Raw genomic sequence first — 26008 nt, 5'->3', positions numbered from 1 at the left:
CGCCGCCCCTTCGGGGTTTTTCCCCGCCATGGCCGCCGCTTCGGAAGGGAACCCGGTAAGTCAAAAGCAATGGCAACAGCCACAGCCACAGCCACAGCCACAGCACCAGCCACAGCAACAGCCACAGCCACAGCCACAGCCACAGCAACAGCAACAGCAACGCCTCACGCAATTACGATGACGACACGACCGTACCGACGGCAGCGGGTCGCATGTCATGGCGACAGCGATCGCATCGCCTTCGTCTCGAAACTTGTGTCGCATCCACAGCCGCGGCGGCATTGCTGTGCTGCAGATTGAGGTGGAACTGGGTCAATGCAATAGTGCGAAGACCATCACCTTTGTGTGCGCCATGCTCAGCTCCGCCTACAACGCCGATACCGTTGCCGCCTTCATCCAGGGCGCGCGCCGCCTGCTGGTCCTCACCGGTGCGGGCATGTCCGCCGAAAGCGGCGTGCCGACCTTCCGTGGCCAGGACGACAGCCTGTGGGCGCGCTTCGATCCGCAGCAGCTGGCCACCGAGGAAGCGTGGCGGGCGGACCCGGCGCTGGTCTGGGGCTGGTATCGCTGGCGCATGGCGATCGTCGCTCAGGCGCAGCCGCATGCCGGACACCACGCGCTGGTGCGCCTGGCCGCACGGAAGAGCACCACCCTGGCGACCCAGAACGTGGACGACCTGCACCAGCGTGCCGGCAGCGAGGTCGCCGCACATGTGCATGGGCGCCTGTCGGCGTTGCGCTGCGGCGACTGCGGCCAGGCCTGGCACGGCCTGCTGCCGCCGATCGACGTGCAGGCCCCGACACAGCGTCTGACCCCGCCGGTGTGCGCGGCCTGCGGCGGCGCGGTGCGTCCGGGCGTGGTGTGGTTCGGCGAGGCGCTGCCGGCCGCCGACTGGGCGCGCGCCGAGAGCGCCGCCGATGCGGCCGACCTGGTGCTGGTAATCGGCAGCTCCGGCCTGGTCTATCCGGCGGCCGGGCTGCCGCTGCGCGCCAAGGAGCGCGGCGCCTACGTGGTCGAGATCAACCCCGAGCCCAGCGCGCTGTCCGCACGCGCCGACCTGCACTGGCGCGACAGCGCGGCAGTGGCCTTGCCGCTGTTGTTGCAGCGCTGGCCGGCGGGCTGAAGCCAGGCGCAGGCGATCCGCGCCCGCAAGCGCTCAGCGCAACCTACGCAGGAACGCGTCCACCGCGTCGGTATAGGCCGAGGGCAGGCCCAGGTCGTGGTTGATCTCGGCGTGGCTGCGGTCCTGCGGCAGCACCTCGACGCGGATCCGCCGCGCCGCCGCCTTGTCGGCCAGGTGCCGGGCCTGCGCGCAGGCATCGGCGCGGCGGCTGGAGCACACCGCCAGCAGCGGCGGCGCGGCGGTGCCCATCTGGTGATACGGCGAGGCGGCGATCCAGTCGCTGCGCTGGCTGCCGAAGGCGCGGTCGTACAGCGGCAGGTGCCGCGCCTGCATCACCTGCTCCACGTCCATCGCGGCGCTGTCCAGCGCCACGGTAGCCAGCGGCGCGTGCGCGCCGGCCTGCGCCAGCAGCGTCGGCGACAGGTCCAGCAGCGCCACCAGGTGCGCGCCGGCCGAGTGCCCCATCAACACCATCCGTGCTCCATCGGCGCCCCAGCCAGCGGCCAGCGCCTGCACCTTGGCCACCGCGAGGGCGACATCGCCGGCCTGCTGCAGCGGCGTGGCCTGCGGCAGCAGGCGATAGTTCACCGACACCAGCGCGTAGCCCTGCGGCAGCCAGTGCGCGACCTTGTTGGCGGCGACCCCGGGATTGTCCTTGTCGCCGTTGGCCCAGCCGCCGCCGTGCACCATCACGATCAGCGGCGCGTTGCGCGCATTGGCGGGCAGGTAGACATCGAAGCGTTGCGCCGGATCGGCGCCGTAGGCGACATCGCGCAGCACGCGCGCTCCCTCGGGCAGCGGCGCGCGCGGCGCGGCGGCCGACTGCGCCAGCCGCGCGCGCAGCCGTTCGCGCAGGCGGCCATCCTGCGCTTGCAGCGTTGCCGCGGATAGCGCGGTCAGCAGCAGCGAGACGCCGAGCAGGGTGCGGGCGAGCGAAGTCATTGGCGGAGTCCTTGGAGGGCGGCGGCGGGGAAGGGAAGGGAAGGGGGAGGGGGAGGGGGAGGGGGCGCGGCAGCGATCCGTTTCCGGCGCGAACGCGATGCCGTGCGTCCGCGGGTGCAGCGGCTGCCGCGGTGCGCATGGCTGCCTGCGCCGTCGCCGCGGTGCCGGTGCTCATGCCTCGCGCACCCGCAGCGTGGCGCGCAATCCGTGCGGCGCGGCGTTGTCCAGGCGCAGTTCGCCATGGTGCTGGCGGGCGACGCGCTCGACGATCGCCAGGCCCAATCCGCTGCCGCCGTGGCCGCCATGCACGAACGGCTGCTGCGCGTTTGCGGCCAGCGCCGGATCCAGCCCCGGGCCGTGATCGCGCACTTCGATCCGCCAGCCGTCGCCGTCGCGCGCCAGGCGCAACTGGAACGGTGCGGCGCCGTGGCGCTCGGCATTGCCGATCAGGTTGCCGAGCGCGCGCTGCAGCGCCATCGGCTTGGCGTACAGCGGCGCCTGCGCCGGCAGGTCGACGTCCCAGGCCGCCTGCGCCGCGCCCAGCGCATGCCGGCACAGTTCGACCAGGTCCAGCGGCGCGCTGGCCTCGTCGCGGCCGTCGCGCGCATAGGCGATGAACTGCGCCAGGATCGCGTCGATCTCGCCGATGTCGCGTTCCATCCCCTCGCGCAGTTCCGGCTCCACCTGCGGCAGCAGCGCCAGCGCGTACTGCAGGCGGGTCAGCGGCGTGCGCACGTCGTGCGAGATGCCGGCCAGCATCAGCGTGCGTTCGGCCGCGGCGGTGCGCACGTCGGCGCTGGCGTCGGTCAGGGCCCGTGCCAGGTCGTTCACTTCGCGCGGGCCGCCGCTGACCACCGGCACGGCGCCGTCGCCGCGCACCAGATGCGGTGCCGCCTGCGCCAGCTGCCGCAGCGGCAGCACCAGGCGCCGCGCGAAATAGGCCGCCGCCAGCCACACCAGCAGCGCGCAGGCGGCCAGCAACGCCACCGAGAAGCGGCGTACGCCGTGGCCGCGGCGCTCGCCGGCGAACGACACCCACAGCGGATCGGGCGTGGCGAGCTTCAGCCACACCGCGCCGTCGCCGTGGCCGCGGCGCAGCTCGCGCCCCGGGCCGAGCTGGTCCGCAGCGCGCCGTTGCAATTCGTCGGCCAGCGGCCCGCTGCGCGCGTCGACCACCGGCGGCGGCGCGTGCCGGACCTGCAGCCCGGCCTCGCGCAGCGCCGGCTCCAGCGCCGCCGACGACGGCGAGCGCTGCAGCGCCTCGGCGACGTTGGCGAAGCCGTCCATCGCCCGCAGCAGTTGCTGCGCGGCCGGGCGCAGCGCCAGTTCGCGGCCGAGCAGCAGCGCCAGCAGGCCGGCCCCGGCCAGCACCAGCGCGATCACCAGCGCCAGTTGCCCGAACAGGCTGCGCGGCCAGCCATCGCCGACGTGGCGGGTGCGGCTCATGGCGCGATCTCCGGCGGCACGTACACGTAGCCGATGCCCCACACGGTCTGGATCAGCCGCGGCGTGCGCGCGTCGTCCTCGAGCAGCTTGCGCAGCCGCGCCACGGTGACGTCGATGCTGCGCGCGAAGGCGTCGTGCTCGCGGCCGTGCGCCAGGCTCATCAGGCGGTCGCGGCTGAGCGGCTGCTGCGGATGCCGCAACAGCACCGACAGCACCGCGAACTCGGCGGTGGTCAGCTTCAGTGGTTGCCCGTCGCAGCTCAGTTCGCGCCGGCCCAGGTGCAGGCGGAAGCGGCCGAAGCCGATCTCGCCGCCGTCCGGCTGCGGCGCGCCGGCGCCGGCCGGCCGCGTGCGCCGCAGCACCGCACGGATCCGCGCCAGCAGCTCGCGCGGATTCACCGGTTTGGGCAGGTAATCGTCGGCGCCGATCTCCAGGCCGACGATGCGGTCGACCTCGTCGCCCTTGGCGGTGAGCATCACGATCGGCGTGGTGTCGCCCTGGCCGCGCAGGCGCCGGCAGATCTCCAGGCCGCTCTCGCCGGGCAGCATCAGGTCCAGCACCACCAGGTCGTAATGGCCGCGCGCAAGCGCGTGCTGCAGCTGGGCGCCGTCGGCCACCGCCTTCACCGAGAAGTCCTGGCTTTCCAGATAGCGGCGCAGCAGTTCGCGCAGGCGTTCGTCGTCGTCGACCAGGAGCAGGCGGGCAGGGGCGTCGTTCATGGACGCCACTATCGGCTGCGCCACGGTCGCCCGGCAACGCCCGCCGTGCGGACTTTGTAAGCGGATGTTTCCGCCGCCGCCCGCAGAAACATCCGCTGGTCACACCGCAACACCTTGTGCCCGCAGGCGGCCTACCGTGGCTCCACCGCAGCCACCCGCTGCCTATCCGGAGAGGACACGATGAAAACCTCGATGCACAGTTCGATCTTGCTGCTCACCCTGGCCGTGGGCGGTCTGACCGCCCTGGCGGCGACCGACGCGCAGGCGCGCGAACGCACCCGCACCCGCACCGCCAGCCATGTGGACGGTGCCCGCAGTGCCGCGGTGAATGCCAGCGCCAGCGGCGCCAGCGGCAGCCGGGCGCGGGCGCGCCAGTGGCAGGCCGACGGCCAGGGCAACGCGTCGGGCACTAGCGGTGGCACCGCCAGCGGCGTCAACGGCGGTTCGGCCACGCGCCAGGGCGCCTTCTACCGCAACGCCGACGGCAGCGCCGGCCGCCAGGGCAGCGCCAGCGTCAGCGGCGCCAACGGCGGCAGCGCCAGCAGCAGCGGCAGCGTCGCCAAGAGCGCCGACGGCAGCGTCACCGGCAGCCGCCAGACCACCGCCACCGCCGCCAACGGCGCCAGCTATCAGGGCTCGACCACGGCCGCCGGCGGCAGCGTCAGCCATACCGGCACCTGCACCAATGCTGCCGGCGAGGTCGTGGCCTGCCGCCCGTGACCACGAGCCGCGGGCGCGGCGACCGCACGCCCGCGGCGCCCATCGCCCCGCGTTGCGGCGCCGCGTGCGCCGCAACGCCTTTGTTTCCCCTCTATTTCCGTTTCCCGAGGATCGCCATGAAGCTTGTCATTGCCTGTGGAGCGCTGTGCAGCCTGCTGTTGGCCGGCACCGCCGTCGCCCAGACCACGCCAACCGCGCCGACCGCCGCACACAAACAACAGCTGCAGCAGCGGCTGAAGGCGGCCGACGCCAACGGCGACGGTCTGATCAGCCGCAGCGAGGCCGATGCGTCGCTGCCGCGCATCGCCAAGCGCTTCGATGCGCTCGACGGCAACCGCGACGGCCAGTTGTCGCCGGACGAGCTGCGCGCGGCCATGCAGGCCATGCAACAGGCCAAGCAGCGCGAACCCTGAGCCGGCGATGCGCCCCTGGTTGCCACTGCTGGTGTTGCCGTTGCTGGCGGCGGTCGCCGCGCTGGAGGCCTGGGCCTGGCGCAGGCGCGGTCGCCGCTACGACTGGAAGGCCTACTGGGCCTCGCTCGGCGATGCGCTCGGCCGCGCCGCGCTGGGCCTGCTGCTGCAGGGCGGTGTGGTCGGCGCGCTGCTGTACGCGGTCTGGCCGCTGCGGGTGGCGACGGTCGCGATGGACCGGCCCTGGCACTGGCTGGCGTTGTTCGTGGGCCAGGAGTTTTGCTACTACTGGATGCACCGCGCCGATCATCGGGTGCGCTGGTTCTGGCTCAACCACGCGGTGCATCACTCTCCCCAGCAGTACACCCTGGCCAATGCCTACCGGCTGGGCTGGACCGGCAAGCTCACCGGCGCGGCGGTGTGCTTCGCGCCGTTGGTGTGGCTGGGCTTCCCGGTGCCTTACGTGCTCGGCGCGCTGGCGGTGAACCTGTTCTACCAGTTCTGGCTGCATACCGAGCTGATCGGACGCCTGCCGCGGCCGCTCGAATGGGTGTTCAACACGCCGGCGCACCACCGCGTGCACCACGCCAGCAATCCCGAATACCTGGACTGCAACTACGGCGGGGTGCTGATCGTGTTCGACCGGCTGTTCGGCAGCTTCCGCGCCGAGCGGCCCGGGGTGCCGCCACGCTATGGGCTGACGACGCCGCTGCGCAGCCACAACCCGGTGACGATCGCCTTCCATGCCTGGCCGCCGCTGCTGCGCGACCTGCGCCGCGCCCGCGGCTGGCGGCAGCGCCTGCGGGTGCTGTTCGGCCCGCCCGGGGCAGCGGTGACCGACGCGCCGACCGACGCCCCGCGCAGTTAGCGCAGATCGGCGTGGCCGGCCGCGCCCGGCCCGCCGCCGACGGGGTCGCCGAGGCCCTTGCGGCATGGGCGCTACGGCCGTTTCCAGGCCCGCTCCGGCGCCCCGCTGCAGGGATGTGCGGCCTCGCCACAGCAAATGGTTGCCCCGCTTGGGTTTTCGGTTTTGTGACTACATTTAGCGTTGACGACGCCCGGGGACCCCACTATCTTGTGGTGGTCGGTTCCAGCAGCCACCAGGCTGCGGGATCAAAAGGGAAGCCGGTGCGGCGCGCGAGCGCTCAGGCCGGCGCTGCCCCGCAGCGGTAATTGGGAACGAACCCGTCACCCGCACTGAGGCGCCCTGCCTTGGGAAGCGACGGGCTAGGAACCGGCCATCGGCCGTCGCCCATAAGCCCGAAGACCTGCCGACAGCCGCGCGATGCACACAGCGCGGCGCCGACCGTTGAATCTCCGGGGGGAGATGGTCGGTGAAGCGTTGACCGCCCGCAGGCTCGCGCCTGCGCCGTCGCGGTCTCTGCGACACCGCGTCTCCACCCTGCTGATCCGGTCGGACCGTTGCCTGCGAGGGTCAGGCAGCCGGGTGCACCACGCTTGGAGACCTTCATGAGCCAGACCCACAGCCTGCCGGCCGCAGCCCCCCTCGACACCGCCGATGTCGACCCCACGCCTGCCGCCGCCGCTGCCGCGCAGCCCGATGCGGCCGCCAGCGAGCCGAGCAACGACCAGCGCGCCGTGACCTGGATCGTCAAGGACGGCGGCAACCGCCGCATGGCCTTCGACCGCTCGCGCCTGCAGCGCACCCTGGACCGGATCCATGCCGAGTTCCCGCAGCTGGACGTGGCCGACTACGAGCGCAAGGCGTTCGCCTTCGTCGAGAAGAAGGAAAGCCTGTCGGCCGACGAGATGGTCGACTACCTGATCCGCGAGGCCGAGTCGCGCGTGGACATCGCCACGCCGGAGTGGGAGTACTTCGCCGCGCGCCTGTACCTGCACCGCCTGTACAAGCGCGCCAGCAAGAACCGTTTCTACGATGCCGGCGAGAAGTACGGCTCCTACGTCGGCCTGCAGGAAAGCCTGGCCGACCGCGGCGTGTACTCGATCGACATCCTCAAGAACTACTCCAAGGACGAGCTGGCCGAAGCCGGCCGGATGATCGACCCGGAGCGCGACAAGCTGTTCGCCTACAACGGCCTGTACCTGCTGGCCACGCGCTACCTGGCCACCGACAACTCGCGCAAGGTCTACGAACTGCCGCAGGAGCGCTGGCTGACCATCGCGCTGTACCTGATGCAGGACGAGAAGCCGCGCGAGCGGCGCATGCAGCTGGTCGGCGAGGCCTACTGGGCGCTGTCCAACCTGTACATGACCGTGGCCACGCCGACCCTGGCCAACGCCGGCAAGATCGGCGGGCAGCTGTCGAGCTGCTTCATCGACACCGTCGACGACAGCCTGCAGGGCATCTACGACTCCAACACCGACGTGGCGCGCGTGTCCAAGCACGGCGGCGGCGTCGGCGCCTACCTGGGCTACGTGCGTTCGTCCGGCTCGGCGATCCGCGGGGTCAAGAACTCCAGCGGCGGCGTGGTGCCGTGGATTAAGCAGCTCAACAACACCGCCGTGTCGGTGGACCAGCTCGGCCAGCGCAAGGGCGCCATCGCCGTGTACCTGGACATCTGGCACCGCGACATCGAGGCGTTCCTGGACCTGCGCCTGAACAACGGCGACCAGCGCCTGCGCGCGCACGACGTGTTCACCGCGGTGTGCGTGCCGGACATCTTCATGGAAGCGGTGGAGCGCCGCGGCGAGTGGTACCTGTTCGACCCGCACGAGGTGAAGGAGGTCAAGGGCTGGTACCTGCAGGACTTCTTCGACGAGAAGCGCGGCGAAGGCAGCTTCCGCGCCCGCTACGAGGAAGTGGTGGCCGACGAGCGCATCGGCCGCAAGGTGGTCAAGGCCATCGACATGCTCAAGCGGATCATGGTCAGCCAGCTGGAGACCGGCAACCCGTTCATGTTCTATCGCGACGAAGTCAATCGCATGAACCCGAACAAGCACCAGGGCATGGTCTATTCCAGCAACCTGTGCACCGAGATCCTGCAGAACATGAGCCCGACGCGGGTCATCCAGGAGATGATCAGCGGCGACCAGATCGTGACCACCAAGCAGGCCGGCGACTTCGTCGTGTGCAACCTGTCCTCGGTGAACCTGGGCCGCGCGGTCACCGCGCAGCCGGACCTGCTGTCGCCGGACGTGCTGGAGCGGCTGATCAGGGTGCAGGTGCGCATGCTCGACAACGTGATCGACCTCAACGACCTGCCGGTGCCGCAGGCCACGATCACCAACCAGAAGTACCGCGCGATCGGCCTGGGCACCTTCGGCTGGCACCATCTGCTGGCGCAGAAGGGCATCGAGTGGAACTCCAGGCAGGCCGAGGACTACTGCGATGAGCTGTACGAACGCATCAACTACCTGACCATCCAGGCGAGCCTGGCGCTGGCCAAGGAGAAGGGCGCGTACAAGGTGTTCAAGGGCAGCGACTGGCAGAACGGCGAGTACTTCAGCAAGCGCGGCTACGACAGCGCCGAGTGGCAGGAACTGGCCGCGCAGGTCAGCATCAACGGCGTGCGCAACGCCTGGATGATCGCGGTGGCGCCGAACATGAGCACCGCGCAGATCGCCGGCTCCACCGCCTCGATCGACCCGATCTACAGCGCGTTCTACTACGAAGAGAAGAAGGACTTCCGCCGTCCGGTGGTGGCGCCGGGCCTGACCGTGGACACCTATCCGTACTACGAGAAGGGCGCCTACCGGGTCGACCAGTTCGCCAGCGTGCGCCAGAACGCGCGCCGCCAGCGCCATGTCGACCAATCGATCAGCTTCAACTTCTACGTGCCCAGCACCATTCGCGCCAGCACCCTGCTCGACCTGCACATGACCGCGTGGAAGGAAGGCCTGAAGACCACCTACTACGTGCGCTCCAACGACATCGACATCAGCGAATGCGAGTGGTGCTCGAGCTGATCGCCACCCCGTAGCGGCGCCTGCGCGCGCATGGCTTCCCACTGGGAACGCCATGCGCGTGGTGCGCCGCTCCCGCATCGCCGCGCCGCCTGCCGGCGCGCTTCACCCCACTACCGAATCCGACCCATGGCCATCGCGCTCGACCGCATCAAAATCCTCGAACCGATGCATCCCAACCGTTCCACCGGGATCATCAACGGCACCACCAGCGGCATCCTCAACTGGAACGACATCCCGTACCCGTCGTTCTATCGCGCGTACAAGGAGCTGTCGACCAACTTCTGGATCCCCGACGAGGTGGACATGAAGGGCGACGCCAAGCAGTACGGCGAACTGTCGGCGCGCGAGAAGAACGCCTACGACTCGATCATCGGCCTGCTGGCCACGCTGGATTCGCCGCAGACGCGCTTCATCTACAACGTCGCCGAATACATCACCGACCCGGCCGCGCACGCCAACGCGGCGATCATCGGCCAGCAGGAGGTGATCCACAACGAGAGCTATTCCTACGTACTGGCCTCCATCGCCGGGCTGGCCGACCAGAACCGCGTGTTCGAGATCGCGCGGACGCACCCGACCATCATCGCGCGCAACCAGCCGATCATGCAGGCCTACGACGACTTCATGCGCGAGAAGACCGCAGAGACCCTGCTGCGTTCGCTGATCCAGTCCTCGATCCTGGAAGGCATCAACTTCTATTCCGGCTTCGCGTATTTCTACAACCTGGTGCGGCAGAACCGCATGACCGGCACCGGCAAGATCATCAGCTTCATCAACCGCGACGAGCTGGCGCATACCAAGTTCATCAGCGAGCTGATCCGCGCGATCATCGGCGAGAACGCCGAGCTGCAGACCAACGAGCTGACCGACTACGTGCACCAGGCGTTCGAGCACGCGATCCGGCTGGAGACCGAGTGGTCCGCCGAAGTGCTGGACGGCATCGAGGGCATCGACGTGGACGAGATGATCCAGTACGTGAAGTACCGCGCCAACAAGATGTCCGGCATGCTCGGCATCGAGAAGCTGTACACCGACGCCAGCGACAACGTGATGCCGTGGATCAAGGCCTACGCGGACAACTTCACCGAGACCAAGACCGACTTCTTCGAGATGCGCAACGCCAGCTACAAGAAGACCAACTCGGACAACGGCTTCGACGATCTGTGAGGGGCCGGGATTGGGGATTCGTGATTGGGGATTGGCAACAGCAAATCCCCGTGCTCTGACGAATCCCGAATCCCCAATCCCCAATCCCCGCCTCATGAACATCCTGCTCGCCTACGCTTCGCTCAGCGGCAACACCCGCGACGTCGCCCGTCGCGTGCATGCGCAGTGCGAGGCCGCGGGGCACCAGGTGACCTGGATCCATACCGACCTGCAGACCCTGCACGGCGCGCTCGGCGACGCCGCGCGCGCGGCGGACTTCGACCTGCACCTGCTCGGCAGCTGGAGCGACAACGCCGGGCGTACTCCGGCGGAGATGAAGCGCTACATCGCCGAACTGGTCGAGGCGGCCGGCAAGGATGTGGAGGTCGCCGCGTTCGGCACCGGCGAGACGCAGTGGGGACTGGAGTACTACTGCGGCGCGGTCAAGCGCATCGCGCGTTTCTTCGGCAGCGCCTACCCGTTGCTGGAGATCGAGCAGATGCCGCACGGCGACCGCGACAACGCCGCGATCGACGCCTGGTGCGCGCAGGTGCTGGCGCTGCGCGCCGCGCGTGCGCTGCCGGCCGGCGCCGCGCCCGTGGCGACCGCCGCCGAACCCGCGTTCGGCAGCGCGGCCGGGTTCGCCTCGACGGCGTTGCCGCTGCACGGCAGCGGTTGACGCCGCATTGGTCCATTCGTTTTGCTGGCATCGCCGGCGTCGGGACATCCCGCGCCAGGCATCCTCCGACATCAGACAAGGTTCCGCACCATGTTCACCACCATCACCGTCGCCACCGCCGAACAGTTCGCCGACGCCATCGCCGCGCATCCGCGCGTGCTGGCCGATTTCAACAAGGACAACTGCCCCGGCTGCCGCATGCTCGACAAGTCGCTGGAGCGCTTCGCCGAGAGCGACAGCGCGCAGGGCGTGACCTTGCTCAAGGTGAAGATGGAGGACGTGGGCGAGGACTTCTTCCGCGCCCAGGGCCTGCGCCAGACGCCGACGCTGATGCTGTTCCGCCAGGGCGAGGAAGTGGCGCGGGTGCCGGGCTTCGTGCCGCCGGCGAAGATCGACGAAGCGGTGCGCGCGCATCTGGGCTGAGCGCTCGCGGCAAGGCTCTCCTGTAGGAGCGGCTTCAGCCGCGACAGGTTCTACCCGGAGGTCCTGTCGCGGCTGAAGCCGCTCCTACAGGAGCACGTCCGCGCGAACACCCCACACGCTACGCGCCGTACTTGACCTCAACTATGCTTGAGGTCGTCCAATGCTGGCTCCCGCACAAGGAGCCACCATGCGTATCACCCGACTGAGCCTGCCCGCCAGCGATCCTGCGGCAAGTACCGCTTTCTATCGCGACGTCCTGCAACTCCCTGTCGCGGCCACCACCCAGGTGCGCATCGGCTGGAGCCTGCTCGATCTGGTGGCCGCCAACGCCGATGTCGGCAGCGTGCATCTGGCGTTCAACATCCCCTCGACTCGCTTCGACGCCGCCTGCGGCTGGCTGTCCCAGCGCGTGCCGTTGCTGCGCGATCCGCTGGGCGAATCGCGCTTCGCGCTCGACGCGGCGTGGCAATCGCAGTCGGTGTATTTCGCCGGACCCGACGGCGCGGTGCTGGAGTTGATCGCGCGCAAGCCGCTGCCGGCGCACGCCGTCGCCGACGGCGCGTTCTCCGCGGCCGAGCTGCTGTGCATCAGCGAGATCGGATTGCCCAGCGCGCAGGTGCCCGCGGTTGCCGCCGCGGCGCAGGAGCGGATGGGACTGCCGCCGTTCATGCCGGTATCCGACGTATTCGCGCCGCTCGGCGATCACGAAGGCCTGTTGATCGTGGTCGATGCGCAGCGGCGCTGGTTCCCCGAGCAGCGCCAGCTGCCGTTCGCGCAGGGCGTGCGTGCCGTCGTCGAGGGCGTGCGCGGCGGGCAGGTGCTGCGCGACGCGGCGGGATGGGAAGTGGTATCGCAATGAGGCAGCGCGCCTACGCTTCACTGTAGGCGCGGCTTCAGCCGCGACAGGACCTGCGGGCAGGAATCTGTCGCGGCTGAAGCCGCTCCTGCAGGTGGAGCGGAATCCGCGGCTACCCGCGCTTTCCCTCCGCATGCGCCTGCGCCAGCTGCCACAGATGGCGCACCACCGGCAGCGCCTGTGCGGTGGCCGGCAGCGCCGCCAGCGCCAGCCGCGCCATCGGCACGCGGCCTTCGATGTCCAGGTAGCGCACGCCGGGCAACTGCACCTGGGTGGTCGAGGCCGGCACCACCGAGACGCCCAGTTCGGCGGCGACCAAGTTCACGATCGACGACATCTGCGGCGCTTCCTGCTTGATCTGCAATTCGAAGCCGGACTGGCGGCAGGCTTCGAGGATCTCGTCGTACAGGCTGGTGCCGAAGCTGCGCGGGAACAGGATGAACGGTTCGCCGGCCAGCGCCGACAGCGGCGCGCGCCGGCGCCTGGCCAGGCGGTGCGCGGCCGGCACCGCGATCTTCATCGGCTCGTCGGGAAACTTCAGCAGCTGCAACTCGGGCGGCGTGACCACGCTGTAGCGGATGAAGGCCGCATCCAGGCGCCCCTGCACCAGCGCGGCAAGCAGGCCGGCGGTGTTGGTTTCCTCTAGCGCCAGCGCCACCGCCGGCCAGGCGCGGCGAAAGTTGCGCACCAGCGTCGGCACGATCGGGTTGAACGCGGCCGAGGCGGTGAAGCCCAGCCGCAGCACGCCGCTCTCGCCGCGCGCGGCACGGCGGGCGGCGTCGCCGGCGCGTTCCAGGTCGGCGAGCACGCGCCTGGCCTCGACCCGGAACGCGCGCCCGGCCTCGGTGAGGTCCGCGCCGCGCGGGGTGCGCACGAACAGCGGCGTGCCCAGTTCCTGTTCCAGCGCGCGGATCTGCTGGCTCAGCGGCGGCTGCTGGATGCCCAGCTGCGCCGCGGCGCGGGTGAAGTGCCCGGCCTCGGCGACGGCCAGGAAGTAGCGCAGATGGCGCAGTTCCATGTCATATCCAGAAGATATGGAGAATGCCTGGATCATATATTGGACACCGGATCGACGCAGGCAAATACTGGCCGCCCTTGTTCGTTGCCGCGCCGTCGTGACCACTTCCAGCCAATGCCCGCCGCTACAGGCCGTGGCGGACGCGCCGCTGTTGCGCATCCGCCTGGCGCTGTTCCTGGCCGGCTTCGCCACCTTCTCGCTGCTGTACAGCGTGCAGCCGTTGCTGCCGGCATTCGCGCGCGAATTCGGGGTCGACGCGGCGACCAGTTCGCTGCCGCTGTCGCTGGCCACCGGCGGCCTGGCGATCGCGATCTTCTGCGCCGGCGCGGTGTCGGAGAACCTGGGCCGGCGCGGGCTGATGTTCGTGTCGATCGCGTTGGCGGCGCTGCTCAACCTGCTCGCCGCGTGCCTGCCGCATTGGGGCGCGCTGGTCGTGGTGCGCGCGCTGTCCGGCGTCGCCCTGGGCGGCGTGCCGGCGGTGGCGATGGTGTATCTGGCCGAGGAAGTGCCGGCGTCCAAGCTCGGCGCGGCCACCGGTCTGTACGTGGCCGGCAACGCGTTCGGCGGCATGGTCGGACGCATCGGCATGAGCGTGCTCACCGATCATTTCGACTGGCGTACCGCGCTGGCGGCGGTCTCCGCGATCGACCTGCTGGCCGCGGTCGGCTTCGTGCTGCTGCTGCCGCCCTCGCGGCATTTCGTGCGCCGTCGCGGCATCAACCTGCGTTTCCATCTGCAGGCCTGGGGCGGGCATCTGCGCGACCGCTACCTGCCGTGGCTGTTCGCGATCCCGTTCCTGGCGATGGGCGTGTTCGTCAGCGTCTACAACTACGCCGGTTTCCGCCTGGGCGGGCCGGAATTCGGGCTCAGCCAGAGCCAGCTCGGGATGATCTTCAGCGCCTACGTGTTCGGCATCGTGTCCTCGTCGGTGGCCGGCGCCGCGTCGGACCGCTTCGGCCGCGGCCCGGTGGTGCTGGCCGGCATCGCGGTGGCGGCGCTGGGCGTGGCGCTGACCATCGCGCACGTGCTGGCGGTGGTCATCGCCGGCATCGTGCTGCTGACCATCGGCTTCTTCATCGCGCACTCGGCCGCCAGCGCCTGGGTCGGCCGCCTCGGCGGGCGCAACAAGGGCCATGCCGCGTCGCTGTACCTGCTCGCCTACTACAGCGGCGCCAGCCTGATCGGGTCGCTCAGCGGCGCGGCCTGGCAGCACGGCGGCTGGAACGCGCTGGCCGCTTGCTGCCTGCTGTTGCTGGGCATCGCCCTGGTCGCCGCGCAGGTATTGCGCCGCGGCGCCGACGACAGCCGTCCCTACGGCCGCTTCGGCCCGCATCCGCCGCGCGGCGAATAGCGGATGGGGAATGGGAAGTGGGGAATAGGGAATCGGTAGAACAGAGCAAAGGCGATTGCCCGTGTTTTCCGATTCCCGATTCCCATTTCCCCACTCCCGGCATCATCGGCGCGTCATTGCACCGAGTAGGTCACCGACAGGCTCACGTTGGCGTAGCCGCCGCTGCCGCCGACCGGGCGGATGAAATAGCTGCCGGACACCGGTAGCGCCATCTGCACGTTCTGCGTGGTGCCGCTGCGCACCGAACTGTAGTCGGCATCGCTGCCGTCGGCGCTGGGCGCGCGGATGGCGCGCACGTAGAGCTTGAGCTGACCGCTGCCACCCAGCGTTCGGATCTGCAGGTTGCGCGCGTTGAGCGGCAGGTCCAGCCGATACAGCGTGCCCTGGCCTGCGGCCGCGGACAGCTTGCCCAGCGTGCCCGGCCCGATGCCGACCGCGGTGGCTTCGTCGCCGCCGCCGCTGGCGCCGGCGGCGCGCGCCACCGCTTTGCCGGCGTTGAGGATGCCGGCACCGATGCGCAGGGTCGGCTTGACCGGGAACACGTTGGAGGTCTGGGTCAGGATGTCGCGCAGCTGCGAGATCGAGGGCATCGGCCGGCCTGCGCCGATCGCCGCGCTGATCGCCAGCGCGGCCACGCCGGCCACGTGCGGCGAGGCCATCGACGTGCCGGCGTAGCCGGCGTAGACCGGCTGGTCGGGGCCATGTGCGCCGCTGTTGAGGGTCGACCAGACCAGGCCGGTGCGCACCGAGCCGCTGCCGCTGGACGCATCGTTGGCATACACGCCGCCGCCGGGCGCGGACAGGGTGATGGTGTTGCCGTAGTTGGAATACGAGGCGCGGCCGCCGGTGATGCCGGTGGCGGCCACGTTGATCACCCCCGGGCAACTGGCCGGCGTGAACGCCGCCGCGTCGGCGTTGCTGTTGCCGGCGGCCACCACCACCAGGGTGCCGCGTGCGATCGCGCCGGCGATGGCCTGGGCGGTGACCGCGTCCTCCGTGCAGCTGCCGTAGCCGCCCAGGCTCATGTTGATCACCTCGGCCGGGTTCGGGTTGTCCGGCACGCCGTCGACGTGGCCGCCGGAGGCCCAGACGATGGCGTCGGCGATGTCGGCGGTACTGCCGCCGCAGTGGCCCAGCGCGCGGATCGGCAGGATCCTGGCGTCCGGGGCGATGCCGGCCATGCCCAGGCCATTGTTGGTACGCATCGCGATGGTGCCGGCGACGTGGGTACCGTGCCAGGAACTGTCGGTCTGCTCGTCCGGCTGCGCGCAGCCGCCGTTGGCGGTCAGATACTTGTCGTCGGTGGTCCAGTCGCCGGTGTCCCAGCCGCCGGGCACGCGTCCGTTGCTGGCGCGGCCGGACATCAGTGCGTCGCTGATGAAGTCGTAGCCGGCGCTGGCCAGCGAGGTATCCAGGTCCGGATGCGCGGTGATGCCGGTGTCGATCACCGCGACCACCACGCCCTGGCCGGTGCCGTACTGCCAGGCCGGCAGCAGGTCGATACCGCCGCGGTTGGCGTAGCCGGTGGTCTCCGGCGCCAGCGTCTCCAGGTGGCCGTCGGGCGTGCGCAGGTGCCACTGCACCACGTAGCCTGGATCGTTGGGCGCGGCGACCGCGCTGGCGCTGGCCTGGACGGTGCTGCGCACCGGCTTGAGGATCAGGTTCGGTTCGACGTGCGCCACCGCCGGATCGGCGCGCAGACTGGTCATCAGCGTCTCCAGCTGCGATTGGCTCAGTGCGCGGTTGGGGCGCACCAGATCGGCGCCGATGGCGAGCCGGCGCACCCGGCTCAGCGCCGGCGCACTCTGCCGATAGGTGCTGGACCAGGTCGACGTGGTGCTCGGCGCGGCCATGATCTGCCTGAGCCTGCTCGCGGCGGCGCTGGCGTCGCGGCGCTCGCTGCTGCCGTCGCGGTAGGTCACGATCAGGCCATCGTAGACCTTGGACTGGCCGGGCGTGGCGCTCTGCAGGACGGAGAAGCGCGGCGCGGTCTGCGCATGGGCGGTGGAGGCGAGCGCCAGGCTCAGCGACAGGGCCAGCAGGCTGCGGGGAAGCGACGGGACGGTGGTCATGTGTGTCTCTCTACGAGGAGGGTGATGAGGAGCGCCGGCCGCGCAGTGCGGCAGGCCGGCGGAAAACGGTGCGTGGGGGGCGGCCGGCGCGCCCGGCGTGCCGCCGCGGCATCACCAGCTGAAGCCGGCGCCGGCGGAAACGCTTTTGTCGTTGCCGGAGAACGCGCCGCCGAGCGAGACGCTGGCGCGGTTGCCGATCGCGCGCTGGTAGCCCACCGCCAGCGCGCTCTCGCCACCTTGCGAGCCGACACCGACACCCACGCGGTTGGCGCCGGCCAGCCCCGAGGTGTTGACCGCCATGCCGGCATAGGCGGCACTCATCGCGCCCATGCGGTCGATGCGCCGGTCCACGTCGTGGAAGCGGCGATCGGTGTCGCTGCGCAGCGTGGTCAGGTTGTCGTCCCAGCCCGACAGGCGGCTGTCGGTGTAGGCGTTGGCGCTGCTCAGCGTGGCGCTGTCGCCGGCCTGCATCTGGCTGACGTTCACCGCATCGGTGGCGGCAGTGCCGGCGGCCACGTTGGTCACCTGGCGCGCGTTGCCGGCGCTGCCCACCGACACGGTGTTGGCGCGGGTCGCGCTGGAGTTGCGGCCCAGCGCCACCGCGTTGTCGGCCGAGACAGACGCGCCCTGGCCAAGTGCGGTGCCGGATGCGGCGGTGACCGCGGCGCTCTCGCCGACCGCCACGGCATTGGTGGCGCTGGCGCTGATGCTGGCATTGGCGCCGACCGCGGTGCTGCCGTCGGCGTTGACCCGCGCGTTGCCGCCCAGCGCGGTGTCGTTGGGACCGTAGGCCAGGGCATTGGCGCCCATCGCGGTGCCGTTGTGGCCGTTCGCAGTGGCCTCGGCGCCGACCGCCACGGCATTGGTGCCGGCGCCGACGCTGGGGCCGCCGCTGGCGCCGCTGCCCACCGCCACGGCGCCGCCGCCGCCCTGGGCCAGCGTGCCGACGCGGGTGTCCAGCGACGACAGCGCGCCGTCCAGCGCCGACAGTGCCGAGCCGACGCTGCCGTAGGTGCGGCCCTGGATCAGATAGGCGCTGCCGCTCAGGCTGCCGTCGCTGCCGACCACGCTGCCGGCGCCGAGCGCGGTGGCGATGCTGCGCAGCTGCAGCACGTTGACTGCATCGGTGTCGGCGGTACCGGCGGCGACATAGGTCAACTGGCGCAGGGCGCCGTCCGTGCCGAAGGCCACGGCGTTGTCGCGGTCGGCCACCGAGCCGGCGCCGATCGCCACGCTGTTGGCGCCGGTGGCGGCGCTGTTGTAGCCCAGCGCCACGCTGCCTGCGCTCAGCGCGGTGGCGCCGCTGCCGAGCGCGGTGGCGCCGGCGGCGTTGGCGCTGGCGATGGAGCCGAAGGCGCTGGCGTCCTCGCCGTCGGCGAAGGATTGCGCGCCCACCGCCAGCGCATTGCTGCTGGTGGCCAGCGCCGATGCGCCCAGGGCCATGCTGTAGGCCGCGTCGGCATGGCTGTCGAAGCCCAGCGCCGTGCCGTAGTCGGACAGCGCCCAGGCGCCGGCGCCGACGGTGACCGCGCCCAGGCCGTTGGATTGCGCCGGAACGCCGCTGTTGCTCGCCCCGATCGCCACGCTCTGCTGGCCGGCGGCCGAGGCGCTGTCGCCGATCGCGATGCCGCCGTCGCCGCTGGCGGTGGCGGTGTAGCCCATCGCCACCCCGAAGAAGCCGGAGGCGACGCTGTAGCCACCGTGTGCGATCGCGCCGGTGCCGCTGGCGGAGGCGGCGTAGCCGAACGCGCTGGCCTGCTCGCCGGTGGCCAGGGCCGAGCTGCCGAAGGCGCTGGCGTATAGCCCGCTGGCGGCGGCGGCCGAACCGGCCGCGGTCGCGCCGGCGGCGCTGGCGCTGGCGTTCCAGCCGACCGCGCTGGCGGTGGTGGCGGAGGCGGTGGCGGCGGTGCCGATGGCGAGCGCGCCGAACCCGGTGCTCTGCGCGCCGGCCGAGTCGCCGTAGGTGCTGCCGAAGAAGCTGCCGCCGATCGCGATCGCCGAGGTGCCGCTGGCCACCGCCCCGTCGCCCATCGCGATGGCGGCGGCGTCGGAGGCCACGGTGTGGTGGCCGATGGCGATGGCGAAGGCGCCGGATGCGTCGGCGCGTGCGCCCATCGCCACGGCACGCAGGCCGGCGGCGGCGGCGAAGTCGCTGCCGTCGTTCAGGCCTTCGGCCATGAAGTAGCCCGTGGTGTTCTGGCTGCCGGGCTGCACCGGCGCGGAGGGATCCGCGTCGTCGGCGGGCTGCGCGTCGCCGCTGCTTGCGGCTGTCGTGGTCGTGGCTGGCTGGGCGGCAGGCGCGACGGCCGTGGGCGCAGCGGCCGCGCCGGCGGCCAATGGCACCGCCGCCAGCAGCAACGCGACCGTCAGCAGGCTGTAAGGAGCGTGCGACAGAGTGGACGAAGGGCATGTGCGGCGCGAGCGAACGAGCGTGTGCTTAACGGGCATGAGCGGTTCCAGGGCAGCGCTGGGACGACGGTCCCGGCAATGGGTTTAGCCCCGATTAAGGCGGTAAGCCCTGGCCGCCTTCAATGCCGGTAAATTCACGTCAACCTCACGGTAGACTCACCGACATGGGAGTCTGGGTGGGACGCATGCCACAAAATCTGCTGGTCCGGCTGTGGCGTCGGCATTGGACATGGCTGCGGCGCGTTCCCATCGCCGATCCGGTCGACCGCCGCAACGCGCCTGCGTTGCAGGTGCTGTTCCTGTTCCTCGGCTGCGAGATCCCGCTCAACAAGCTCTACCACCTGCTGACCGCTCCGCAGATCCAGATGACCGCCGGCCAGCTGGCGGTGGACGTGGGCACCGACGCGGCGATGTCCGTGGCGGCCTGGGCCGGGGTGTGGATGATCCGCCGCGGCCTGCTGCAACAGGCCGCCGCGGCGTTCATCGCGGTGGTGCTGTGTTCGGCGGTGGCGGCCAATCTGGCCTTCGGCTACCAGGTGCAGGCCTTCGATCCCTACCCGATGATGATGTTGACCTTGGCCGCCCTGGTGATCGGGCGGCGCGCGCTGTGGGTGGTGTACCTGTGCATCACGCTGATCTTCTGGGCGGGCATGGAGAGCCCGTGGGGGCGCGATCCGCGCGGCACGCGCAGCCCGTTCCAGAACCTGCCGTCGCTGGCGCTGAGCTACCTGATGATCACCCTGGTGCTGGATCGCACCGTGGCCGCGTTGCGCGAGAGCCTGTGGCGCGCGCGGCGCAGCGCCGCGCGGCTGCGGGTGGAGATGCGCGAGCGCGCGCAGGCGCAACAGCGGCTGTTGCATCTGCAGAAGATCGAGCTGGTCGGGCAACTGGCCAGCGGCGTGTCGCACGACTTCAACAACGTCCTCAGCGCGATCCTCGGCTATGCCGAGCAGCGCCACTGCGTGCACGAACTGGATTTCGATCCGCCGCGCGATGCGCTGGCGCTGGCCGACGCACTGGACGGCGTGGCGCTGGCCGCGCAGCGCGGCGTGTCGATCAGCCGCAAGCTGCTGAGCTTCAGCCGGCGCGAAGTGAGCGTGCCCGAGCGCTTCGACGCCGGCGAGGCGCTACGTGGCATTCAGCCGATGCTGCGGCAACTGTTCGGGCCGACCGTGCGCTTGCATCTGGACGTGGCGCCGGAACCGCTGCCGCTGTTCCTGGACCGCAGCCGGCTCGACCTGACCTTGCTCAATTTCGCCGCCAATGCGCGCGATGCCATGCCCGGCGGCGGCAGTTTCTCGATCTGCCTGCGCCGCGAGGACGCCTGCGCCCGCATCGAGATCGCCGATACCGGCGTGGGCATGAGCGCGGACGTGCAGCGGCAGGCGTTCGAGCCGTTCTTCACCACCAAGCCGGCCGGTCAAGGCACCGGGCTGGGACTGGCGGTCGCCTTCGAAATGGCGCAGGAGGCGCAAGGCAGCCTGGAGGTGCGCAGCGCGCCTGGCGCTGGCACCTGCTTCGTGTTGCGCCTGCCGCTGGCGGCGCTCAGCGTTCCTGCGGCATGAGCAGGTAACCCTCGCCACGCACCGCCTTCAGCGGCAGCGCGACGCCGGTGCGCTCCTGCACCTTGAGCCGCAGCCGGTGCAGCAGCGCGTCCAGGCGATGCGGGTCGACCTCCAGGCCGAGATTGCCGCCGAGCATGCCGATCAACGCGTCGCGGGTGACCAGCCGCCCGCGCGCGCTCCACAGGCTCTGCACCACCTTGCGCTCGGAGCCGGTCAACGGCACCGCTTGGCCATCGGGCGAGAACAGGCACCAGCCGTCGTCCTGCAGCTGCCATTCCTCCGCCGCGCTGGGGGCCGAGGACAGCGGACGCGCCATGCGCCGCGCCACGCTGAACAGCGTGGCGGCCAGGATCTCGATCTGCACCGGTTTGATCAGATAGGAGTCCGCGCCCTGGGTCAGGCCGCGCACCAGATCCGGCTGCTCGCCGCGCCCGCTCAGGATGACGATGCCCAGCCCCGGGCGCTGCGCCTGCAGTTGCTGGGTCAGGGTGAAGCCGTCGCTGTCCGGCAGGCCGATATCGAGCACGATCAGGTCGAAGCGCTGGTCGTCCAGCGCCGCCCACAGCGCCTGCGCGGTGCGCAGCGGCGTGACCTCGAAACCGTGCCGCTGCAACCCGGGCACCAGGACCCGGTCGCGCAGCACGTCGTCGTCCTCCAGCAGCGCCACCCGCAGCGAGGCGGTGGCGGTGGCGGCGATCGGCTGGCCTATCGGATCGGAAAATCTGCTCACGACGCGGAATCGGGATGGGCGGCATTGCTGCCGGAGGCATCGTGCGGCAGCGCGGCTGCGCGCAGCCGATGCATCCTGCCGGTGCCCGACAGTAGCCAGTTTCTGCAGGGCTTTCAATGCGCGGCATGCTGCGGCTGCACGCGGATTCGGCGCCGTGCGCGCCGCGTGCGCGGTCTTCACGCGGCAGATGCCGCAATGCGAAGCCGGCACGCCGGCCTGCGGGCGCTTGCGTTGCCGCGCGGCGGACCCAAGATGGGATTCATCGCGTCGCTGGCGCAGCGGTCGTCCACGCCGCACCGACGCAGCCGCCCAAGGACACCGTACGATGCACCAGACATTGCCGGATCACGCCCTGCCCATGCCGGCACCGGCCGCCACGGACGCAGCGCTGCAAGCGTTCGTCGCGCGCCACCGGCGCCTGTTCGTGCTGACCGGCGCCGGTTGCAGCACCGATTCGGGCATTCCCGACTACCGCGACGCCGCCGGCGACTGGAAGCGCGCGCAGCCGGTCACCTATCAGGCATTCATGGGCGAGCTGGCCACGCGGCAGCGCTACTGGGCGCGCAGTCTGGTCGGCTGGCCGCGCTTCGGCCATGCCCGGCCCAACGCCACGCATGCGGCGCTGGCGCAGCTGGAAGCGCGTGGCCAGGTCGAACTGCTGCTGACCCAGAACGTGGACCGCCTGCACCAGGCCGCCGGCAGCGACGCGGTGATCGACCTGCACGGACGCCTGGACGTGGTGCGCTGCATGGACTGCGAACGGCGCCTGCCGCGCGAGGACTTCCAGCACCAGTTGCTGCAGCACAACCCGCACTGGGCGACGCTGCAGGCCGGGCAGGCGCCCGACGGCGACGCCGACCTGGAAGGCGTGGACTTCGCCGCCTTCGCGGTGCCGGCCTGCACCCAGTGCGGCGGCGTGCAGAAGCCGGACGTGGTGTTCTTCGGCGAGAACGTGCCGCGCGAGCGCGTGGCCGCCGCCTTCGCGCACCTGCAGCAGGCCGACGCGATGCTGGTGCTGGGGTCGTCGCTGATGGTGTATTCCGGCTTCCGCTTCGTGCAGGCCGCGGCCAAGGCCGGATTGCCGATCGCCGCGGTCAACCTGGGCCGCACCCGCGGCGACGACCTGCTGAGCCTGAAACTGGCGCAACCCTGCGCGCAGGCGCTGCAGTTCCTGCTGCCACGCGCGGCCGCCTAGGGCGTGTCATCAATCCCCGAGCAGCTCGCGCCACGCCCGCGCATGCGTGTTCACGTCAGTGCTGGCACGGCAGCGTGCACGCGCAACAGTGGCCCTACGGGTTGGGCCTGTCAGGCCGCCAGCCGGCACCGCGCGGCTTGACCTGACCGCCAGTCAGGCGCTGCGCCACGCAGCACCGGCTGGCGACCTGACAGACCCAACGCGACCTACTCGGCAATCGATGACACGCCGTGGCGGCTCCGGCGCGGCGCGTTCCGAATCCGCACACGAACTGATCCACGGGCAGTGGTTGATCGGCAGCGCCGGCAGGAGTGCAATGGCAGCTTGCCCGCAGTGCAGCGGGCGCCCCCACGGAACGCCACCTTGAGCCATCTCTTCTCGCCCCTCGCCCTGGGGCCGCTGTCGTTGTCCAATCGCATCGTCATCGCGCCGATGTGCCAGTACTCCGCCGAGCATGGCCAGGCCAGCGACTGGCACACCATCCACCTCGGCCAGCTGGCGCAGTCCGGCGCCGGCCTGCTGATCCTGGAAGCCACCGCGGTGGAGCCGCGCGGGCGCATCAGCTATGCCGACCTGGGCCTGTGGGACGATGCCACCGAAGCGGCATTGCGCGGCGTGCTGGCCTCGGTGCGGCGCTGGTCGCCGATGCCGCTGGGGATCCAGCTCGCGCACGCGGGGCGCAAGGCATCCACCAACAAGCCGTGGGACGGCGGCGGCGCGATCGCGCCGGATCAGCCGAACGGCTGGCAGACCGTGGCGCCGTCGGCGCTGGCCTTCGCCGAACACGGCACGCCGCCGCAGGCGCTGGACCTGGCCGGCATCGACGCCATCGTCGCGGCGTTCGTCGCCTCGGCGCAGCGCGCCGAACGGCTGGGTTTCGAACTGATCGAGCTGCATGCCGCGCACGGCTATCTGCTGCACCAGTTCCTGTCGCCGCTGAGCAACCAGCGCGAAGACGCCTACGGCGGCAGCCTGGAGAACCGCATGCGCCTGCTGTTGCGCGTGCATGCGGCGGTGCGCGCGGCGGTATCGGCGTCGATCGCGGTGGGCGTGCGCATCTCCGCCACCGACTGGGTCGAGGGCGGCTGGGACGTGGCGCAGAGCGTCGCGTTGGCGCAGGCGCTGCAGGCGCAGGGCTGCGATTACCTGCACGTGTCCAGCGGCGGCCTCGCCCGCCGCCAGCAGATTCCGCTGGCGGCCGGCTACCAGGTGCCGCAGGCCGAAGCGATCCATCGCGCAGTGCGCATGCCGGTGATCGCGGTCGGCCTGATCACCGAGCCGCAGCACGCCGAGGCGATCCTGGCCGAGGGCCAGGCCGACGCGATCGCGCTGGCCCGCGGCATCCTCTACGACCCGCGCTGGCCGTGGCACGCCGCTGCCGCGCTGGGCGCCAAGCTGAAGCCGTCGCCGCAATACCTGCGTTGCGAGCCGCGTTCGGCGCGCGGCCTGTTCGACGCGTGACCCGCGCGCGCTGTGCCGCGCAGGTCGCGGCATCCATCACGAGTTGTGCAAGGAGTTGGCGATGAGCATCGGATTTCTCGGCCTGGGCACGATGGGCCAGCCCATCGCGCACAACCTGCTGCGCGCCGGGCACGCGGTGACCGTGTGGAACCGCAGCGCGGCCGCGGCGCAGCCGCTGCTCGAGGCCGGCGCGCAGCTGGCCGCGCAGCCGGCCGACGCGGTGCGCGGTCCGGTGCTGTTCTCGATGCTGGCCGACGATGCGGCGGTGCGCGAGACCTTGCTCGAGCGCGGCGCGCTCGACGCGCTGCCGGCCGGCAGCGTGCACGTCAACATGGCCACGATCTCGGTGGCGCTGGCGCGCGAACTGAGCGCCCTGCACGCCGAACGCGGCGTGGCCTACTTGGCGATCCCGGTGCTGGGCCGCAGCGACGTGGCCGCCGCCGGCCAGCTCAACCTGCTCGCCGCCGGCGATGCCGACGCGCTGGCGCGAGTGCAGCCGCTGCTCGACGTGATCGGGCGCAAGACCTGGTATTTCGGCGCGGCGCCGGAGCAGGCCAATGCGGTCAAGCTGGCCGCCAACCTGTGCCTGGCCAGCGCCATCGGCACCATGGCCGAAGCCTCGGCGCTGGTGCGCGGGCATGGCGTGGACGCGGCCGATTTCCTGGGCATGCTGGTCAACACCCTGTTCGCGGCACCGGCGTACCAGAACTACGGCGGCATGATCGCCGAGCAGCGCTACAGCCCGGCCGGCTTCAAGACCACGCTGGGGCTGAAGGACGTGCGCCTGGCCTTGAACGCCGGCGAGACCCGGCACGTGCCGATGCCGCTGGCGTCGGTGCTGCGCGACCAGTTCATCGATGCGCTCGCGCACGGCGACGGCGAGCTGGACTGGTCGGCGCTGGCCAAGGTCGCCGCACGCCGCGCCGGTCAGGCCTGAGCGTTCGCTGCCGCGGCGCGGCGGCAGCCATCTTCAGGTCGCCTTGTCGCGGTTTGGTGCAGACTGCCTCGCCGCGCTTGAGCTGGCCGCGTGCTTGCCGCTAAGGTGCGGCGGCCTGCAAGCGCATCATAGGAGGATGCCATGAGCCCGAATTCGTCCGACCCCGGCGCCATGACGCCCATCCAGCCGCCGCGCGCCGTCGCACGCGAGGCCACGCTCGGCCCCGAGCACCCGGAGCATCCCGACCACCTGCTGTACGCACAGATCCGCGAAGGCGTGCATGCGCTGGATGCCGCCTGCGGCCGCGCGCCCGACGCGATCAGCGAGCGCATGGTGGCGCGGCTGCTGCCGCTGGCCAAGGAGTACGGCTTCGACCAGGTCGATCACGTGGTGCTGAGCCGCGAACTGGGCGAAGTGGAGCAGGGCGAGAACGTGTTCCTGGTGCGCGGCGACCTGGACGACCCGGCGCATCTGCGTGCGCATATCACCACCCACGAGGCGGTCGGCATGTCGGTGGAAGACTCGCTGGCGCGGCTGGAGAAGGTCAACCGGCGCCTGGCGCTGCGCCTGCGCCCGGAGTGAGCGCGGCTTGAGGGCGGGCGAGGCTGTATGCCGCCAGCATGCGGATGCCGCACCTTGCAGGAGAGGCCTCAGCCGCGACGAGCGAAGCGGTGCGCTTTCCTGTGCATTGGAGCGTCGGGACTGAAGTCCCTCCCACAATGCACTCGGTTGGCCTGCCGCAAGTTCCTGTAGGAGCGGCTTCAGCCGCGACGAGCGAAGTGGTGCGCTTTCCTTCGCGGTAAAGCGTCGGGACTGAAGTCCCTCCCACAGTGCACCCGGCTGGCCTGCCGCAAGTCCCTGTAGGAGCGGCTTCAGCCGCGACAGGCCCTATCGGTAAAGCCCGTCGCGGCTGAAGCC

General features: G+C 70.9%; 22 protein-coding genes and 1 riboswitch. Of the genes, 15 read left to right on the top strand and 7 right to left on the bottom strand.

Translation table 11 applies throughout. From position 1 onward, the window contains the following. Positions 1 to 352: 352 nt before the first annotated feature. Positions 353 to 1123, top strand: a complete 771-nt coding sequence (locus tag H9658_RS22535; protein ID WP_191827027.1) for an SIR2 family NAD-dependent protein deacylase — start codon at positions 353 to 355, stop codon at positions 1121 to 1123. A gap of 33 nt (positions 1124 to 1156) precedes the next feature. Here the strand turns inward: H9658_RS22535 and H9658_RS22530 are convergent, their stop codons facing one another. The 3 genes from H9658_RS22530 to ompR all read right to left on the bottom strand — a co-directional run bounded on the left by H9658_RS22530 (position 1157) and on the right by ompR (position 4230). Then, entirely contained in the window at positions 1157 to 2065 is a 909-nt protein-coding gene (locus H9658_RS22530) for an alpha/beta hydrolase (RefSeq protein ID WP_191827026.1), read from the bottom strand. Positions 2066 to 2236: 171 nt separating this feature from the next. Further along, on the bottom strand, positions 2237 to 3511 hold the full coding sequence (locus tag H9658_RS22525; protein WP_191827025.1) for an ATP-binding protein: 1275 nt from the start codon (positions 3509 to 3511) through the stop codon (positions 2237 to 2239). Further along, the gene (ompR, locus tag H9658_RS22520; protein ID WP_191827024.1) at positions 3508 to 4230 is read right to left on the bottom strand and encodes an osmolarity response regulator transcription factor OmpR; all 723 of its coding nucleotides are present in this window, start codon (positions 4228 to 4230) and stop codon (positions 3508 to 3510) included. Before ompR ends, H9658_RS22525 begins: the two co-directional genes overlap by 4 nt. A 192-nt stretch (positions 4231 to 4422) precedes the next feature. Here ompR and H9658_RS22515 point away from each other — a divergent pair, with 192 nt between their 5' ends. The 8 genes from H9658_RS22515 to H9658_RS22480 all read left to right on the top strand — a co-directional run bounded on the left by H9658_RS22515 (position 4423) and on the right by H9658_RS22480 (position 12355). Further along, positions 4423 to 4950 (top strand): hypothetical protein, encoded by a 528-nt coding sequence (locus H9658_RS22515; RefSeq protein ID WP_191827023.1) that lies wholly within the window; start codon positions 4423 to 4425, stop codon positions 4948 to 4950. Positions 4951 to 5066: 116 nt separating this feature from the next. Beyond that, positions 5067 to 5363 (top strand): EF-hand domain-containing protein, encoded by a 297-nt coding sequence (locus H9658_RS22510; protein ID WP_191827022.1) that lies wholly within the window; start codon positions 5067 to 5069, stop codon positions 5361 to 5363. 7 nt (positions 5364 to 5370) lie between these two features. Then, a complete protein-coding gene (locus H9658_RS22505) occupies positions 5371 to 6228 on the top strand; it encodes a sterol desaturase family protein (RefSeq protein ID WP_191827021.1) in 858 nt (285 codons plus the stop codon). Between the two features lie 200 nt (positions 6229 to 6428). Next, positions 6429 to 6650: riboswitch (cobalamin riboswitch) on the top strand. 180 nt (positions 6651 to 6830) lie between these two features. Further along, positions 6831 to 9248: a ribonucleoside-diphosphate reductase subunit alpha gene (locus tag H9658_RS22500; RefSeq protein ID WP_179569732.1), complete on the top strand. Its 2418-nt coding sequence runs from the start codon at positions 6831 to 6833 to the stop codon at positions 9246 to 9248. A 126-nt stretch (positions 9249 to 9374) separates the two neighbouring features. Further along, positions 9375 to 10415, top strand: a complete 1041-nt coding sequence (locus H9658_RS22495; protein ID WP_179569730.1) for a ribonucleotide-diphosphate reductase subunit beta — start codon at positions 9375 to 9377, stop codon at positions 10413 to 10415. Positions 10416 to 10509: 94 nt separating this feature from the next. Next, entirely contained in the window at positions 10510 to 11073 is a 564-nt protein-coding gene (locus H9658_RS22490) for a flavodoxin (protein WP_179569728.1), read from the top strand. Between the two features lie 90 nt (positions 11074 to 11163). Further along, positions 11164 to 11496 (top strand): thioredoxin family protein, encoded by a 333-nt coding sequence (locus H9658_RS22485; protein ID WP_003469256.1) that lies wholly within the window; start codon positions 11164 to 11166, stop codon positions 11494 to 11496. A gap of 187 nt (positions 11497 to 11683) precedes the next feature. Then, the gene (locus H9658_RS22480; protein WP_191827020.1) at positions 11684 to 12355 is read left to right on the top strand and encodes a VOC family protein; all 672 of its coding nucleotides are present in this window, start codon (positions 11684 to 11686) and stop codon (positions 12353 to 12355) included. 109 nt (positions 12356 to 12464) lie between these two features. Here the strand turns inward: H9658_RS22480 and H9658_RS22475 are convergent, their stop codons facing one another. After that, positions 12465 to 13370 (bottom strand): LysR family transcriptional regulator, encoded by a 906-nt coding sequence (locus H9658_RS22475; RefSeq protein ID WP_191827019.1) that lies wholly within the window; start codon positions 13368 to 13370, stop codon positions 12465 to 12467. 97 nt (positions 13371 to 13467) lie between these two features. On the opposite strand from H9658_RS22475, the gene H9658_RS22470 reads away from it, so the two are divergent. Beyond that, positions 13468 to 14721, top strand: coding sequence for an MFS transporter (locus H9658_RS22470; RefSeq protein ID WP_191827018.1), 1254 nt, complete (start codon positions 13468 to 13470; stop codon positions 14719 to 14721). 113 nt (positions 14722 to 14834) lie between these two features. Here H9658_RS22470 and H9658_RS22465 read toward each other — a convergent pair whose 3' ends face one another. Both H9658_RS22465 and H9658_RS22460 read right to left on the bottom strand, forming a co-directional pair. After that, positions 14835 to 16793, bottom strand: a complete 1959-nt coding sequence (locus tag H9658_RS22465) for a S8 family peptidase (RefSeq protein ID WP_179569720.1) — start codon at positions 16791 to 16793, stop codon at positions 14835 to 14837. Positions 16794 to 16904: 111 nt separating this feature from the next. Beyond that, entirely contained in the window at positions 16905 to 19241 is a 2337-nt protein-coding gene (locus tag H9658_RS22460; protein WP_191827017.1) for a YadA family autotransporter adhesin, read from the bottom strand. Positions 19242 to 19387: 146 nt separating this feature from the next. On the opposite strand from H9658_RS22460, the gene H9658_RS22455 reads away from it, so the two are divergent. Then, complete coding sequence (locus tag H9658_RS22455; RefSeq protein WP_191827016.1) at positions 19388 to 20767, top strand: sensor histidine kinase; 1380 nt, start codon at positions 19388 to 19390, stop codon at positions 20765 to 20767. Here H9658_RS22455 and H9658_RS22450 read toward each other — a convergent pair. Beyond that, entirely contained in the window at positions 20748 to 21497 is a 750-nt protein-coding gene (locus H9658_RS22450; RefSeq protein ID WP_179569714.1) for a response regulator transcription factor, read from the bottom strand. The two genes, H9658_RS22455 and H9658_RS22450, sit on opposite strands and share 20 nt — an antisense overlap. Before the next feature lie 325 nt (positions 21498 to 21822). On the opposite strand from H9658_RS22450, the gene H9658_RS22445 reads away from it, so the two are divergent. The 4 genes from H9658_RS22445 (at position 21823) to H9658_RS22430 (ending at position 25672) form a co-directional block, all read left to right on the top strand. Further along, positions 21823 to 22692: an NAD-dependent protein deacetylase gene (locus H9658_RS22445; protein WP_406848157.1), complete on the top strand. Its 870-nt coding sequence runs from the start codon at positions 21823 to 21825 to the stop codon at positions 22690 to 22692. Between the two features lie 363 nt (positions 22693 to 23055). Then, entirely contained in the window at positions 23056 to 24153 is a 1098-nt protein-coding gene (locus H9658_RS22440) for an NADH:flavin oxidoreductase/NADH oxidase (protein WP_191827015.1), read from the top strand. A gap of 61 nt (positions 24154 to 24214) precedes the next feature. Beyond that, a complete protein-coding gene (locus tag H9658_RS22435) occupies positions 24215 to 25090 on the top strand; it encodes an NAD(P)-dependent oxidoreductase (protein WP_191827014.1) in 876 nt (291 codons plus the stop codon). Between the two features lie 171 nt (positions 25091 to 25261). Continuing rightward, the gene (locus H9658_RS22430) at positions 25262 to 25672 is read left to right on the top strand and encodes an XVIPCD domain-containing protein (RefSeq protein WP_179570534.1); all 411 of its coding nucleotides are present in this window, start codon (positions 25262 to 25264) and stop codon (positions 25670 to 25672) included. Positions 25673 to 26008: the final 336 nt, after the last annotated feature.

Origin of the sequence: Xanthomonas bonasiae, from assembly GCF_014836395.1 — a bacterium.
Taxonomy (GTDB): Bacteria; Pseudomonadota; Gammaproteobacteria; order Xanthomonadales; family Xanthomonadaceae; genus Xanthomonas_A; species Xanthomonas_A bonasiae.
The sequence above is the reverse complement of the archived record's forward strand: the minus strand, read 5'-3'. Positions and strand labels throughout refer to the sequence as shown.

Coding starts and splice junctions, on each gene's coding strand:
- H9658_RS22535 (WP_191827027.1), top strand. CDS start 353: ATGCTCAGCTCCGCCTACAACGCCGATACCGTTGCCGCCTTCATCCAG.
- H9658_RS22530 (WP_191827026.1), bottom strand. CDS start 2,065: ATGACTTCGCTCGCCCGCACCCTGCTCGGCGTCTCGCTGCTGCTGACC.
- H9658_RS22525 (WP_191827025.1), bottom strand. CDS start 3,511: ATGAGCCGCACCCGCCACGTCGGCGATGGCTGGCCGCGCAGCCTGTTC.
- ompR (WP_191827024.1), bottom strand. CDS start 4,230: ATGAACGACGCCCCTGCCCGCCTGCTCCTGGTCGACGACGACGAACGC.
- H9658_RS22515 (WP_191827023.1), top strand. CDS start 4,423: ATGCACAGTTCGATCTTGCTGCTCACCCTGGCCGTGGGCGGTCTGACC.
- H9658_RS22510 (WP_191827022.1), top strand. CDS start 5,067: ATGAAGCTTGTCATTGCCTGTGGAGCGCTGTGCAGCCTGCTGTTGGCC.
- H9658_RS22505 (WP_191827021.1), top strand. CDS start 5,371: ATGCGCCCCTGGTTGCCACTGCTGGTGTTGCCGTTGCTGGCGGCGGTC.
- H9658_RS22500 (WP_179569732.1), top strand. CDS start 6,831: ATGAGCCAGACCCACAGCCTGCCGGCCGCAGCCCCCCTCGACACCGCC.
- H9658_RS22495 (WP_179569730.1), top strand. CDS start 9,375: ATGGCCATCGCGCTCGACCGCATCAAAATCCTCGAACCGATGCATCCC.
- H9658_RS22490 (WP_179569728.1), top strand. CDS start 10,510: ATGAACATCCTGCTCGCCTACGCTTCGCTCAGCGGCAACACCCGCGAC.
- H9658_RS22485 (WP_003469256.1), top strand. CDS start 11,164: ATGTTCACCACCATCACCGTCGCCACCGCCGAACAGTTCGCCGACGCC.
- H9658_RS22480 (WP_191827020.1), top strand. CDS start 11,684: ATGCGTATCACCCGACTGAGCCTGCCCGCCAGCGATCCTGCGGCAAGT.
- H9658_RS22475 (WP_191827019.1), bottom strand. CDS start 13,370: ATGGAACTGCGCCATCTGCGCTACTTCCTGGCCGTCGCCGAGGCCGGG.
- H9658_RS22465 (WP_179569720.1), bottom strand. CDS start 16,793: ATGACCACCGTCCCGTCGCTTCCCCGCAGCCTGCTGGCCCTGTCGCTG.
- H9658_RS22460 (WP_191827017.1), bottom strand. CDS start 19,241: ATGCCCGTTAAGCACACGCTCGTTCGCTCGCGCCGCACATGCCCTTCG.
- H9658_RS22455 (WP_191827016.1), top strand. CDS start 19,388: ATGCCACAAAATCTGCTGGTCCGGCTGTGGCGTCGGCATTGGACATGG.
- H9658_RS22445 (WP_406848157.1), top strand. CDS start 21,823: ATGCACCAGACATTGCCGGATCACGCCCTGCCCATGCCGGCACCGGCC.
- H9658_RS22435 (WP_191827014.1), top strand. CDS start 24,215: ATGAGCATCGGATTTCTCGGCCTGGGCACGATGGGCCAGCCCATCGCG.
- H9658_RS22430 (WP_179570534.1), top strand. CDS start 25,262: ATGACGCCCATCCAGCCGCCGCGCGCCGTCGCACGCGAGGCCACGCTC.